The 13,315-nt window shown below is 63.5% G+C and carries 16 protein-coding genes; 4 read left to right on the top strand and 12 right to left on the bottom strand.

Annotation, left to right across the window (positions count from 1 at the left end):
• The 4 genes from EN935_RS06885 to EN935_RS06900 form a co-directional block, all read right to left on the bottom strand.
• A partial coding sequence (locus EN935_RS06885) for a Gfo/Idh/MocA family oxidoreductase (RefSeq protein WP_164771033.1) occupies positions 1–210 on the bottom strand: 210 nt, incomplete at its 3' end.
• A 68-nt stretch (positions 211–278) separates the two neighbouring features.
• Positions 279–854 (bottom strand): YceI family protein, encoded by a 576-nt coding sequence (locus EN935_RS06890; RefSeq protein WP_109666913.1) that lies wholly within the window; start codon positions 852–854, stop codon positions 279–281.
• Between the two features lie 71 nt (positions 855–925).
• Positions 926–1,498, bottom strand: a complete 573-nt coding sequence (locus EN935_RS06895) for a cytochrome b (protein ID WP_127373229.1) — start codon at positions 1,496–1,498, stop codon at positions 926–928.
• A 57-nt stretch (positions 1,499–1,555) separates the two neighbouring features.
• Positions 1,556–2,446 (bottom strand): LysR family transcriptional regulator, encoded by an 891-nt coding sequence (locus tag EN935_RS06900; RefSeq protein ID WP_126067301.1) that lies wholly within the window; start codon positions 2,444–2,446, stop codon positions 1,556–1,558.
• Between the two features lie 96 nt (positions 2,447–2,542).
• Between EN935_RS06900 and EN935_RS06905 the strand changes: the two genes are divergently transcribed.
• Complete coding sequence (locus EN935_RS06905) at positions 2,543–3,538, top strand: aldo/keto reductase (protein WP_127263176.1); 996 nt, start codon at positions 2,543–2,545, stop codon at positions 3,536–3,538.
• Between the two features lie 262 nt (positions 3,539–3,800).
• Here the strand turns inward: EN935_RS06905 and EN935_RS06915 are convergent, their stop codons facing one another.
• From EN935_RS06915 to infC, 8 genes are all read right to left on the bottom strand, one after another.
• A complete protein-coding gene (locus tag EN935_RS06915; protein WP_127263177.1) occupies positions 3,801–4,403 on the bottom strand; it encodes a nucleotidyltransferase family protein in 603 nt (200 codons plus the stop codon).
• A gap of 40 nt (positions 4,404–4,443) precedes the next feature.
• Entirely contained in the window at positions 4,444–6,852 is a 2,409-nt protein-coding gene (gene pheT, locus EN935_RS06920) for a phenylalanine--tRNA ligase subunit beta (protein WP_127373230.1), read from the bottom strand.
• Positions 6,849–7,271, bottom strand: a complete 423-nt coding sequence (locus EN935_RS06925) for a GFA family protein (protein WP_109666927.1) — start codon at positions 7,269–7,271, stop codon at positions 6,849–6,851. The genes pheT and EN935_RS06925 overlap by 4 nt, the downstream gene beginning before the upstream one ends.
• Positions 7,268–8,365, bottom strand: coding sequence for a phenylalanine--tRNA ligase subunit alpha (pheS, locus tag EN935_RS06930; RefSeq protein ID WP_109666929.1), 1,098 nt, complete (start codon positions 8,363–8,365; stop codon positions 7,268–7,270). Before pheS ends, EN935_RS06925 begins: the two co-directional genes overlap by 4 nt.
• Before the next feature lie 141 nt (positions 8,366–8,506).
• On the bottom strand, positions 8,507–8,908 hold the full coding sequence (gene rplT, locus EN935_RS06935; protein ID WP_023672281.1) for a 50S ribosomal protein L20: 402 nt from the start codon (positions 8,906–8,908) through the stop codon (positions 8,507–8,509).
• Between the two features lie 37 nt (positions 8,909–8,945).
• On the bottom strand, positions 8,946–9,149 hold the full coding sequence (rpmI, locus tag EN935_RS06940) for a 50S ribosomal protein L35 (RefSeq protein WP_006201248.1): 204 nt from the start codon (positions 9,147–9,149) through the stop codon (positions 8,946–8,948).
• A 182-nt stretch (positions 9,150–9,331) separates the two neighbouring features.
• Entirely contained in the window at positions 9,332–9,958 is a 627-nt protein-coding gene (locus EN935_RS06945; protein ID WP_127263179.1) for an isoprenylcysteine carboxylmethyltransferase family protein, read from the bottom strand.
• A 166-nt stretch (positions 9,959–10,124) separates the two neighbouring features.
• Positions 10,125–10,661: a translation initiation factor IF-3 gene (infC, locus tag EN935_RS06950; RefSeq protein WP_013528312.1), complete on the bottom strand. Its 537-nt coding sequence runs from the start codon at positions 10,659–10,661 to the stop codon at positions 10,125–10,127.
• Positions 10,662–10,866: 205 nt separating this feature from the next.
• On the opposite strand from infC, the gene EN935_RS06955 reads away from it, so the two are divergent.
• The 3 genes from EN935_RS06955 to EN935_RS06965 form a co-directional block, all read left to right on the top strand.
• Positions 10,867–11,637, top strand: coding sequence for an alpha/beta hydrolase (locus EN935_RS06955; RefSeq protein WP_126067295.1), 771 nt, complete (start codon positions 10,867–10,869; stop codon positions 11,635–11,637).
• Positions 11,637–12,779 (top strand): benzoate/H(+) symporter BenE family transporter, encoded by a 1,143-nt coding sequence (locus tag EN935_RS06960; RefSeq protein WP_127263180.1) that lies wholly within the window; start codon positions 11,637–11,639, stop codon positions 12,777–12,779. Before EN935_RS06955 ends, EN935_RS06960 begins: the two co-directional genes overlap by 1 nt.
• Before the next feature lie 117 nt (positions 12,780–12,896).
• Positions 12,897–13,315: DUF2852 domain-containing protein (locus EN935_RS06965; protein WP_127373231.1), on the top strand; the 419-nt coding region annotated here is incomplete at its 3' end.

Here is a 13,315-nt window from a genome sequence, read left to right on the forward strand (position 1 = left end):
GATGTAGACGCCGTCGACCTCGTTGGAGGCAAGCAGTTCCTCATAGGAGCCGAAGGCATGGCGTGCACCGAAGCGCTCGGCAAGCGCCTTGGCCTTCGACAGGTCGCGGCTGGCGATCGCCGACAGCACGCCGTTCTCCGCCTCGACCATCGCCGGCAACAAATGCTCGCGGCCGATCTTGGCCGTCGACAACACACCCCATCGGAACATCAGGCTTCTCCATCGCGATTACAGGCGATGAGGTTTGCCCGAAAACAGGAGAAAAGCCAATGACAAGGTCAGCCGCGTTTGCCCATCAGCGTCATGTCGAAGTCGACGATGTTCGAATAGATCGGCGTGCCGACATCCATGCCGTAGCGTGACCTGAGCACCTTGCCGGTGACATGGAATTTTATCGTGCCGGCCTTGAGACCGCCAAGCTCGGCCGTGAATTTTTCAGGGAACGTCTTGCCGCGCGCCGTCAGCCGGCCGGTGACAAGGGCCGTGGTGTCGCTGGTTCGGGTCACGCTGGTCGAGCGGAACTGGATTTCCGGGCTGTTGGCAGCATCGAACACCGCGTCGGAGCGCAGGAAGGCATCGATGCGGCCCTGGCCGGTGCCGACGCTTTCGGGAAAGATGGTGAAATTAACCTGCGAGCGCCCGACATCGCTGTTGTCGATACGGATCGAGCCCTTGAAGCGGGCGAACGCGCCATTGAGGCCGCCGCCGCCGACCTTGCCGATGGAAAAGCGGATGCTGGAGCTGGCCGGGCTGATCGAATAGCTGCCGGCGGCGTCACCAAGCGCGACGGCCGCTGAGACAGGCATGGCAAGGCAAGCGGCGACCGCCGCAAATCCGAGGATGCGCGTGTACATGGGGGTGTTCCTTGTTGGAGGCAGCGCATTTCCTGCGCCCTCACCCCCCACGAACGAATGAACTGCCCGCTCTATTCCTGACCTGACGAAGGCGTGATCATGCGCGTGAGCACGCTATCCCTGAGCTGGAAATGATGCCGCAGTGCCGCCGCGACATGGAGAGCGACCAGGGCGATGCCGGCATAGGCGAGATACCAATGCGCCGCCGCCCAGAAGCTTTCGGCGCCATCCGATTCGGCCAGCGGCAGGTTCGGCATGATGAACAGATTGAACGGCAGGCTGGGGATCTCCAGCATCGAAACCGACACCAGCGCCCAGCCGGACAGCGGCAAGGCAAGCTGGAACGCGTAGAGCGCAAAATGGGCCAGTGGTGCGGCGCGACGCTCCAGGACTCCGATCGAGCGCGGCAGTGGCGGCCATACATTGCCAAGGCGCCAGGCGATGCGCAGCACCACCAGACCGAGCAGCAGAAAACCGAAGGATTTGTGCAGCTGGATCAATTCGAAGGCGGTGCGCTGGCTGGTCAGCCGCACCATGACGAAGCCGAGCCCGAACTGGCCGATGAAGATCAGCGCAATCAGCCAGTGGAGGAGGATCGCGCCCCAGCCGTAGCGGGTCGTGCTGTTGGTGATCGATGTTTGCATCGTTGGTGAACGAGCGGGATGCCGGTTTTCTTCCACAAGAGGGAGGGCGAGCCCGCTCTATCCGCTCACCTTGAAGAAATCGACGAAGGCCCTGAGCGCCGGCCGCATCTGGCGGCGGCTGGGGTAGTAGACGAAGAACCCGTCGAAGGACGGGCACCAGTCCTCCAGCACGCGGATCAGCCTGCCGTCGGCCAGCGGTGCGCGGACATAGTCCTCGAAGACGAAGGCGAGCCCGGCGCCGTCGGCCGCTGCTTGCGCGATCAGATGGTCCTCGTCGAGGATCAGGGGCCCTTGCGCGGAGATTTCGATCTCCTCGCCGCCCTTCGCGAATTCCCAGCGGTAGAGGATGCCACTGGAGAAGCGAAAGCGGATGCAGCGGTGGCCGGCCAGATCGCGCGGGTGGCGCGGCTTCGGGTTGGCCTCGAAATAGACCGGCGCGCCGACCACCGCGCCACGAATGTCCGGCCCGATCCGCACCGCGATCATGTCGCGCTGAAGGCTCTCGCCAAGCCGGACACCAGCATCGAAGCCACCTTCGACTACGTCGGTGAAGCGGTCCTCGATGATGATCTCCAGCACGATGTCGGGATAGGCCGCCGCAAAGGCGCCCAGCCGTGGCGTCAGCACCAGATGCGCTGCCGTGCGTGGCACGCTCAGCCGTAGATTCCCAGCCGGCCGGTCGCGCGCCTCGACCGCCGTCTCCAGCGCCAGATCGATCTCCGACAGCGCCGGCCGCAGCCGCTCCAGCAATTGCGCACCTTCTTCGGTGGGCGCGACGCTGCGTGTGCTGCGCGACAGGAGGCGAACGCCAAGCCGCGCCTCGAGGCTGGACACCGCATGGCTGACCGCCGATGGCGCGATGGCGAGTTCCCTGGCGGCGCCGCGAAAGCTGCCGCATTGGGCGACAGTCGCCAGCACGGCTAGCTGGGAAAGATGGGCTCGATTCATTGATCTACTTTTTAGAACAGACTGTGCAGATGAGAGATGATTATCGAACACAGTGCAAGGCGCTATTTCCTTTGCATCGCAATAAGGAGACGCGTGATGCAAACCCGCAAGCTAGGAACTGAATTGAACGTCTACCCGGTCGGCCTCGGCTGCATGGGCATGAGCTTCGCCTATGGCGGCCAGGCGGAAGCCGACGCGATCGCCACGCTGCACCGCGCCGTCGATATCGGCGTCAACTTCTTCGACACTGCGGAAGTCTATGGCCCTTACGAGAACGAGATCCTGCTCGGCAAGGCGCTGAAGTCCATTCGCGACAAGGTGACGATCGCGACAAAATTCGGCTTCAAGATTCTGGAGGAAGGTACCGGCCTCGACCGCATGGCTGGCGTCGACAGCCGCCCCGAGCACGTCAAGGCGGTGGCCGAGGCCTCGCTGAAGCGGCTGGGCACCGACGTCATCGACCTCTACTACCAGCACCGCGTCGACCCCAACGTGCCGATCGAGGATACGGTCGGCGCCATGGCCGAGCTGGTTCGCGAGGGCAAGGTGCGCGCGCTTGGCCTGTCGGAGGCGAGTGCCGCGACCATCCGCCGAGCCCATGCCGTGCATCCGATATCGGCCGTGCAGAGCGAGTATTCGCTGTGGAGCCGCGACCCGGAAGACGAGGTGTTCGCCGTCTGCCGCGAGCTCGGCATCGGCTTTGTTCCCTACAGCCCGCTCGGCCGTGGACTGCTGACCGGCACGATCGCCAAGCCTGAGGCCTTGAGCGACGATGACTGGCGCCGCAGCCTGCCGCGGTTCCAGGCCGACGCAATGGCCGCCAATGCGGCTGTCATCGCCACGCTGGAAAAGCTGGCGACCGAAAAGGGCGTGACCTCGGCGCAGCTGGCGCTGGCCTGGGTGCTGCATCAGGGCGAGTTCATCGTGCCGATCCCCGGCGCGCGGAAAATCCGCCATCTCGAGCAGAACACGGCGGCGGCCGGGATCGCGCTGAGCGCTGCCGAGGTGCAGGCCATTGGTGACGCGCTGTCGCCCGACAAGGTGGTGGGCAAGCGCTACACCGAGGAGCTGCTGGCGCTGGTGAATGGGTGAAAACTGGTGAGTAATCGAAAGGGGCGCTTCGGCGCCCCTTTTTTCATGCGCGGCGCAGTGCAGAAGGTGGGAGACGTTGGCGCGAAGCGCCCCCGTTTGTCCTGCCGGACATCTCCCCCACTTGGGGGGAGATTGGATGTCACGCCGGCTTTCGCCAATCGCCGGCGCCGAAAGAAGGGCAGGACTGCGAAGCTGCCAATCTCCCCCAAAGTGGGGGAGATGCCCGGCAGGGCAGAGGGGGGCGCTGTCCCGCCGACATTTCCTACCAAGGCACGACAGTGATCTCCGGCCAATACTCCTGGGCGCGTCTGCCCTTCACCTCATGTGTCCGCCGATTGTCCGTCACCCGGTTGGGCGTGATGCGAAACGAGAACATATCGTCGAACCCGAACGGCGCCACCAGCTCCAGCTGCCCGTCAGCGTCGTATCGGACCCCGACCGCATGGGTCTTCGAAGCAAAATAGCTGAGCGGTTCGCTGGCGCTCGAATAGCGCGGGCACGGCTGTCCGAACTTCTGCAGATACCAGAGATGCACCCGCGCCTGGTTGCGCACCTCCACCGGCAGCGGCAGTCCTTCGAAATGCGCCGCCGCCCGGCGGATCACCGCGTCCTCCGCCTCGTAGGACAGGTCGCTGTCATCGAAGTAGAAGAGATCAACATCCTTGATGCCGTAGCCCGACGGCTTGCCGGTCAGATGGTTCCAAACGCTGTTGTAGAGCGCGCCGGAAACGATCAGCCAGTCGGGCAGGTCGAATTCGCGAGCTCGCGCCAACGCGTCGCGGACCAGCGGATCCGCCGACACGATGGCGAGGAACGCCACGCGCTGTTCTTCAAAAGGAAGGCCGGAATAACGCAGATGGTCCATCGCCCTTTGGAGGACGATTCGCCATCTGCTCGCAAGTTTATTAGCCCCTCAGCACACCACCGGTCTGCTTGCCGACATTCTCGATGATGCGCTTGGCCAGCGCCTCGAAATCCTCGTCGGTCAGCGTCTTTTCGACCGGCTGGATCGACACTTCGATGGCGATCGATTTTTTGCCCTCGCCGAGCGAAGCGCCTTCGAAAATATCGAAGACAGAGACAGCGGTGATCAGCTTCTTGTCGGCCGCAAGGGCCGCGCGAACCAGCGTGCCGGCCTCGACCGACTTGTCGACGACGAAGGCGAAATCGCGCTTGACCGCCTGGAAAGCGGAGAGATCGAGCCTGGGCTTGGTCTTCGTCGGCTTGGCCTTCGGCTCCGGCACGGCATCGACGAAGACTTCGAAGCCGCACAGCGGCCCGGAAACATCGAGACCCTCAAGCGTCTTCGGATGGAATTCGCCGAAGGTGCCGAGCACGGTTTTCGGGCCGAGCTTGATCGTGCCGGAACGGCCGGGATGATACCAGGCCGGACCGCCGGCCTCGATCTGCAGCCGCTCGACCGGTGCACCACAGGCTTCCAATGCGGCGATCGCATCGGCCTTGGCGTCGAACACACCGACCGGGCCTGAATTGCCGGCCCAGTTGCGGCCGGAGCCGTCGAGCTTGGCGGTGCCGCGGCGCACACCGGCGGCCACGCGCCGCTGCTGGTCGGCGCCATCGCCTTCGTATGTGCCCGACACTTCGAACAGCGCCACGTCGCCAATACCCTTGTCGGCATTGCGCTGGGCAGCGGCGATCAGCCCCGGCAGCAGCGACGGCCGCATGTCGGACATGTCGGCGGCGATCGGATTGGCGAGCTTCAGCGCCGTCTGGCCACCGCCGAACAGTTCAGCGTGCTTGGCCGGAATGAACGACCAGGTGACGGCCTCCATCATGCCGCGCACGGCAAGCGCGCGCTTGGCGGTGCGGGTACGGACCTGCAGCGTGGTGAGTATCTTTGCGTTGACCGCGTCATGCGCGCCGAGCGGCTGCGGTGCGATGTTGTCGACGCCGTGGATGCGCATCACCTCCTCGACCAGGTCGGCCTTGCCGTCGACATCGGGGCGCCAGGACGGCACGGCGACGTTGACGACATCGCCCGACCCCTCAGGCTTGAAGCCAAGGCGCGTCAGGATGTCGAGGCTTTCCGCCTTGGGAACCTCGATGCCGGTCAGCCGCTTCACTTCCGAAATAGGGAAGGCAACCATCTTCGGCTTGTGTTCGGTATAGCCGGCCACTTCGATCTCGGTCGGCGTGCCGCCGCAGAAATCGAGCACCAGCTTGGTCGCCAGCTCGACGCCGGGCACCATGAATTCAGGGTCCACGCCGCGCTCGAAGCGGTAGCGTGCGTCGGTGATGATGCCGAGCGTGCGGCCGGTGCGGGCGGTGGTGATCGGGTCCCAAAGGGCGGATTCGATCAGCACATCGGTCGTGTTCTCGTCGCAGCCCGAATGCTCGCCGCCCATGATGCCGGCGATCGACTCGACGCCATTGTCGTCAGCGATGACGCACATCTCCGGCGTCAGCGTATATTCGCGGCCATCGAGCGCCTGTACCTTTTCGCCATCGCGCGCGCGGCGCACGGTCAGATTGCCGGCAACCTTGCTGGCGTCGAACACATGCAGCGGACGGCCGCGGTCGAAGGTGACGTAATTGGTGATGTCGACCAGCGCGCTGATTGGCCTGAGACCAATGGCGATCAGCCGCTGCTGCAGCCATTTCGGCGACGGGCCGTTCTTGACGCCCTTGACCAGCCGCAGCGCGAAGCCGGGGCAGAGTGCCGGCGCCACGATCGTCACCTTGACCGGGCACATGCCGCTGCCGGCATGCGGCATGATGGCACCGCCGACGAGGCGGCCAAGCCCGCTCGCCGCCAGATCCCTGGCGATGCCGTAGACGCTGGTGGCATCCGGCCGGTTCGGCGTCAGGTTGATCTCGATGACCGGATCGTCGAGGTGGGCGTAAGCAGCGAAGCTGGTGCCGACAGGCGCATCCTCAGGCAGGTCGATGATACCGTTGTGTTCGTCGGACAGCTCCAGCTCGCGCTCGGAACACATCATACCGTGGCTTTCGACGCCCCTGATCTTGCCGACCGTCAGCGTCACGTCGATGCCGGGCACATAAGTGCCGGGCGCGGCAAAGGCGCCGATCAGGCCGGCGCGGGCGTTGGGTGCACCGCACACCACCTGCACGGGCGCCTTGCCGTCGCCTGTATCGACGGTGAGCACGCGCAGGCGGTCGGCATCGGGGTGCTGAACCGCGGTCAGCACCCTGGCGATGACGAAGGGTTTCAGGCTCGACTTGTCGTCGACATGCTCGACTTCGAGGCCGATCGAGGTCAGCCGCTCGACGATCTCGTTGAGCGAGGCGTCGGTCTCGAGGTGGTCCTTGAGCCAGGAGAGGGTGAATTTCATGGGACTGTTCCGTCTGGTCTTTTGACGCTTGTTTTCAGATGTCTCGGCAGGTCGTCGGACATATGCAGGAAGGGGAGCTGCTCGCTGACATAGGCATGCAGCGTCGGCTCAAAATCGGCCGGCCTGTCCATGGCGCCGAGCATGAAGTAGATGTCGTCCTCCAGCCGCTCGTCGACATAGGCGATGGGTGAGCCGCAGATACCGCAAAACGAGCGCGTCACCGGGCCGTTCTCGTACATCTTCAGCGCCTTGCCGGTGAACGCGACCTGATCGACCAGGAAGCCGACAAAGGCCGAGACCGGCGCGCCGCTGGCCCGCCGGCAATCGCCGCAATGGCAATAGCTGACATGGTGCGGTTCGGCCAAGGCCTCGAACCGCACGGCGCCGCAGCGGCAGCCGCCGGTGTGCGGCGCTATCATGCGCTTAGGCCCCCGAACAGCGTCGGCATGTCGAGCGGCCTGAAACCGTAATGCGACAGCCAGCGCACGTCGGCGTCGAAGAAGGCGCGCAGGTCCGGCATGCCATATTTCAGCATGGCGATGCGATCGATGCCCATGCCCCAGGCAAAGCCCTGATATTCGTCCGGATCGAGCCCGCCATGGCGCAGCACATTGGGGTGCACCATGCCGCAGCCGAGGATCTCCATCCAGTCGGAGCCTTCGCCGAAGCGCACTTCGCCGGGCCGCGAGCGGTCGCACTGGATGTCGACCTCGAGGCTCGGTTCGGTGAACGGGAAGAAGGACGGCCGGAAGCGCATCTTCACCTGCGGCACCTCGAAGAAGGCCTTGCAGAACTCCTCCAGCACCCACTTCATGTTGGCGACGTTGGCCGTCTTGTCGATCACCAGCCCCTCGACCTGATGGAACATCGGCGAGTGGGTGGCGTCCGAATCCTGCCGGTAGGTCTTGCCAGGAATGACGATGCGGATCGGCGGCTTCTTCGTCTCCATGGTGCGGATCTGCACCGGCGAGGTGTGCGTGCGCAAAAGCTTGCGCTCGCCCTTCTCGTCCGGCTGGAAGAAGAAGGTGTCGTGCATTTCGCGCGCCGGATGGCCTTCGGGGAAATTCAGCGCGGTGAAATTGTAGTAGTCGGTCTCGATATCCGGCCCTTCGGCGATGGAGAAGCCGAGATCGCCGAAGATCGCCGCGATCTCATCGATGACCTGGCTGATCGGATGGATACGGCCGCGCTCGGCCGGCGACTGCCGCACCGGCAGCGTCACGTCGACCTTTTCGGCGGCGAGGCGCGCGGTGATCGCCACATCCTTCAACTCGGCCTTGCGGGCCGTCAGCGCGTCGGTGACACGGTTCTTGAGGCCGTTGATAACAGGACCCTTGACCTGCCGCTCCTCGGCGGTCATGGCGCCAAGTGTTTTCAGCATCTCGGACACGGTGCCCTTCTTGCCGAAGGCAGCGATGCGCACGGCCTCTATGGCCGGCTCATCGGCGGCCGATGCGATGTCGGCCAGAAGTGAATCTTCCAGGGCTTCAAGATTTCCAGCAGTGGCGTTCACGGCGAAGCTCTCTCGATCGGGCGACCACCATCACCGGGCGTGTCACCATTTTGGTTACATCAGGCAAAAGAAAAACCCGCGCCAGCCGTGCCAGCGCGGGTTCCCCAAATCAGAATTGCGAATGCTTGGGAAGCGCTGGTCTTAGGCGACAGCGCTTTCAAAAGCGTTCGGCGTGGTGTTCTTCAGATATTCGAGCGCCACCTTGGCCTTGGCGACCAGGGCTGCGAAAGCCTGCGGCTCGTGGATGGCCATGTCCGACAGGATCTTGCGATCGATCTCGATGCCCGACTTGTTGAGGCCGTCGATGAAGCGGCCATAGGTCAGGCCATGCTCGTGCGTCGCGGCGTTGATGCGCTGGATCCACAGCGCGCGGAACGAGCGCTTGCGGTTCTTGCGGTCGCGATACGCGTACTGCATCGACTTTTCCACCGCCTGCTTGGCGATGCGGATGGTGTTCTTGCGGCGGCCGTAGAAGCCTTTGGCGGCTTTCAGGACCTTCTTGTGCTTGGCGTGCGAGGTGACGCCTCTTTTTACGCGTGCCATGTCATGATCTCCTTAAAACGTGTCCGAACCGAATGCCTTAGAGGCCGTTCGGCAGAAAATTCTTGATGACCTTCTTGCCATCCGGTTCAGCCAGAACCATCGTGCCGCGGGCATTTCGAATGAACTTGTTGGAACGCTTGATCATGCCGTGACGCTTGCCGGCCGCAGCCGACAGGACTTTACCCGTACCTGTGATCTTGAACCGCTTTTTGGCGGCCGACTTGGTCTTCATCTTGGGCATTTTGCTACTCCGTATCGTTGGCGCACTATCGCGCTTCTTGTTCGCTTCGGGCCGACCAAAGCCCGAAAAGCAAATGAAACCGCCACGGCATGCCCTGCCGGGCGGTTTTCTTGAACGGCGGTCCTATACGTCAAAGACGGCGGCTGCGCAACACCTCAGCTCGTGCGACGCTCTGTCCCCAGTCAGGGGAGCGTGAACCAGACCGGCAACATGCCCGACTGCTGGGCGCCGTCGATCAGTTCGAAGGCCGGCAGCGCGACCAGGAACACCAGGCCGTCGAGCAGCGTGGTCAACAGCAGGCGCGGCTTGAAGCTGCCCGTATCGCCCTCCTGGTAGAGCGACAATTTCGGGAAGAAGCGCGGCACCCGCGCCAGATAGGCCGCATACGGCGCGCCGAGTGCTTCCTTAAGGAATTTCTCCTCGCGCAGGATGACGATGTGGAAAGCGCCGGCGCACAAAAGCCCGAAGAGAATGATGCCGGTGAACGAGCCGATCTGCGCGCCAACGCCGGCTGCGGCTACGGTCGAGAACACATAGAGTGGGTTGCGGGTGATCGAGTAAGGCCCGCCGGTCACCACCTCGGAAGATTTGCGCCCACCTATGTAGAGCGTCGCCCAAAGGCGCCCGACGATGCCTAGAAAAATCAGCAGCACGCCAAACATTTCGATCGACTCATGCACTGGTGTGTCGGGCGGAAACGTCGATTGGCCAAATAGCAACGCTGCGAACAGGACGGCCACGAGCCCGGTAAGCACCATCCTGCGCGTATGCTGGTAGTTACCCAGCCCGTATTTGAGTTCTTTGTCCAAGGTGGAATCCGATCGTCGAGGAGTTTGGCCGGCGATCGCAGCTTCGGCCAAGAAAACAGGCGTCCCGCCGATCGCCGGGACGCCTTGGGATGTGATTCAGGCGGATTTAAGCGCGATAATCAGGCCTGACGTCTTCGTGATCCAAGGTGTGTTGATATTCAGCACCTTAGCGCGGCGACAGCACCATCATCATCTGGCGGCCTTCGAGCTTCGGTTCCGCCTCGACCTTGGCGATCGTCGCCACTTCCTCGCGGACCTTGTTCAGGAGCTGCATGCCGAGTTCCATATGCGCCATCTCGCGGCCACGGAACCGCAACGTCAGCTTGACCTTGTCGCCTTCCTCGAAGAAGCGGCGAACCGCCTTCATCTTGGTCTCGTAGTCATGGCTGTCGATGTTCGGGCGCATCTTGATCTCCTTGATCTCGATGACCTTCTGGTTCTTGCGCGCCTCGGCCGCCTTCTTCTGGTTGGCGTATTTCAGCTTGCCAAGATCGAGAATCTTGACGACGGGGGGCACCGCATTGGGCGATATCTCGACGAGATCCAGCCCAGCCTCTTCCGCGAGCAGCAATGCGTCGTTGATGGAAACATCGCCGCGGTTCTGGCCTTCGGCGTCGATAAGCTGGACCCGGGGAACCCGGATGTCACGGTTGGAGCGCGGGCCATCCTTGGTCGGCGCCGCTGCTTTGAAAGGTCTGCGAATGGTCGTGGTCTCCTTGGCCGTTTCGTTCAGGGTTTGTCAGTGTTGATGCGTGGACGCGCCAATGTGGTGAGCGCTCGGGCGGAGTCAATAGCACAGCATTGACAGAAAATCACCCTGATCGCTGCCCTGCATCAAACAAAGAACACCGCGAGCACTTTTCGCCACGCCACAGGCTGTGTCACAAGACCGGCTTGAGGAAAAAGCCATGAACGCCACGCCCCCAATCTTTCTGGATGTCGACGGACCACGCATCGCGGTGCGCCATAATGCTGGCTCCGCGCCCGGCATCGTCTGGCTCGGCGGCTACAAATCGGACATGCTGGGCACGAAGGCGCAGGTGCTGTCGGACTGGGCGGCAAGAGAAGGCCGCGCCTTCCTGCGCCATGATTATTCCGGCCATGGTGAATCCGGCGGCGCCTTTGCTGACGGCACGATTTCGACATGGCTTGCGCAGAGCCTTGCCGTGTTCCGGCATTTCACCAAGGGCAAGCAAATCCTGGTCGGCTCCTCGATGGGCGCCTGGATCGCGCTGCGTATGGTGCAGGAATTGCGCAAGGCAGGCGATAGCAAGGTCGCTGGCCTGGTGTTGCTGGCGCCGGCGCCGGATTTTACCGCCGAACTGGTCGAACCGGTGCTGACGCAGGCGCAGAAGCGCGACCTCACGGAGAAAGGCTTCTTCGAAGAGCCGTCGGATTATTCCGCCGAGCCTTACATCTACACGCGCGCGCTGATCGAGGACGGACGCAACAACCTGGTGATGACAGGCCCGATCGACACGCATTGCCCGGTGCACATCCTGCAGGGACTGGCCGATGCGGACGTACCGGCAAGCCACGCGCTGAAGCTGGTCAGCCTGCTGCCGGCCGACGACGTGACCTTGTCGCTGATCCCTGACGGCGACCACCGCCTGTCGCGGCCGCAGGATCTCGACATGCTGGTGCGGGCCGTCGACGCGATGGCGCAGAGGGGAAACTGATGCGCCTTTCCATTCCGATACACGCGTTCGTCGCCGCCATCGTCGGCTTTGGCGGCACGCTGGCCATCGTCATCGCCGCCGCCAAGGCAGTCGGCGCGACGCAGATCGAGACGGCAAGCTGGGTTACGACCATCTGCCTGGCCATGGCGATCGAGAGCCTGTGGCTGTCCTGGCGCACGAAAATGCCCGTCATCACCGCATGGTCGACGCCGGGCCTGGCGCTGATCGCGGCCTCGAGCGGCTTTTCGATGGGCGAGGCCGTCGCAGCCTTCATCGTCACCGGCATCCTTCTGATCGCCACCGGCCTGTTCCGGCCCCTGACGCAGTTGATCTCGAGGATACCGCCCTCGGTCGCCTCCGGCATGCTGGCCGGCATCGTCGTCACCTTCGCGCTCAATGCGGTGAAGACCATTCCTGTCGACCCGTGGCTGATCCTGCCGCTGATTGCGGCCTTCTTCGTCATCCGGCTGTTCAATCCGGCCCTGTCGGTGCTGGCGGTGCTGATCGGCGGTGGCCTCGCCGCGTTCCTCACCGGCCGTGTCGGCGGCCTGCCGACACCGGAACTGTCAACGCTGACGCTGATTGCGCCTGATTTCACCGCCAAGGCGATGATCGGCCTGGCACTACCGCTCTATCTCGTCACCATGGCCTCGCAGAACCTGTCCGGCCTGGCCGTGCTGCGCGCCGCCGGCTACCATCCGGAGCCAGGCCCGCTAATCGGCGTCACCGGCCTGTTTTCGCTGCTGTCGGCGCCATTCGGCGGCTCGACCACCAATCTGGCGGCGATCTCGGCGGCGATCTGCACCGGGCCGGACGTCCACCCCGACCCTGCCGAGCGCTGGAAGACCGGACCGTTCTATGCGCTTGCCTATCTCGTCTTCGCGATTTTCGGCGCTTCGCTGGTGGCGATCTTCGCCGTGCTGCCGCAGAGCCTGATCGTGCTGGTGGCGGGTCTGGCGCTGATGGCGTCGCTTGCCAACGCGCTGTCGATCGCGCTGAAGGACGAGGGCGATCGCATGGCCGCCACCGTCACCTTCGTCGTCACCGCGTCCGGGCTGACGCTGTTCGGCGTTGGTGCCGCATTCTGGGGCCTGATTGCCGGGCTGGTCGTGCTTTTCCTCGATAGGCTCAAAAAGCGATAATCATTTCAGTTGCTTGTCCGGTTTTGGCGGACATTGTCTTGAATCGCCGTTTTCTCCTTCCCATTTCGATTCCACGCAGCCGGGTTTGGCTGTCTCCAACCGAAGGAATGGGAGAAAATGAACACATCTGCATTGATCCGTCCGGCCTGGACGCCGGCGACCATCGCGTTGATGGTTGTGGGTTTCATGGTGTTCTGGCCACTCGGCTTCGCCATGCTTGCCTACATCATCTGGGGCGACCGCCTCGACGGCTTCAAGCGTGACGTCAACCGCGCGACCGACGGCATCTTCGCCGGCTGCCGCCGCGGTTCCGACAAGGCCGCACGCTGGGGCAATGGCTCCGCCCGCACCGGCAACGTCGCTTTCGACGACTGGCGCGAAAAGGAACTTGAGCGCCTGAACGAAGAGCGCCGCAAGCTCGACGAGATGCTGACCCAGTTCGACGAGTATGCCCGCGAATTGCGCCGCGCCAAGGACCAGGACGAGTTCGACCGCTTCATGGCCAACCGCAACAAGTCGACGGCGCCGACGAAGAC

This window comes from Mesorhizobium sp. M7D.F.Ca.US.004.03.1.1, from assembly GCF_003998635.1.
Lineage (GTDB): Bacteria > Pseudomonadota > Alphaproteobacteria > Rhizobiales > Rhizobiaceae > Mesorhizobium > Mesorhizobium loti.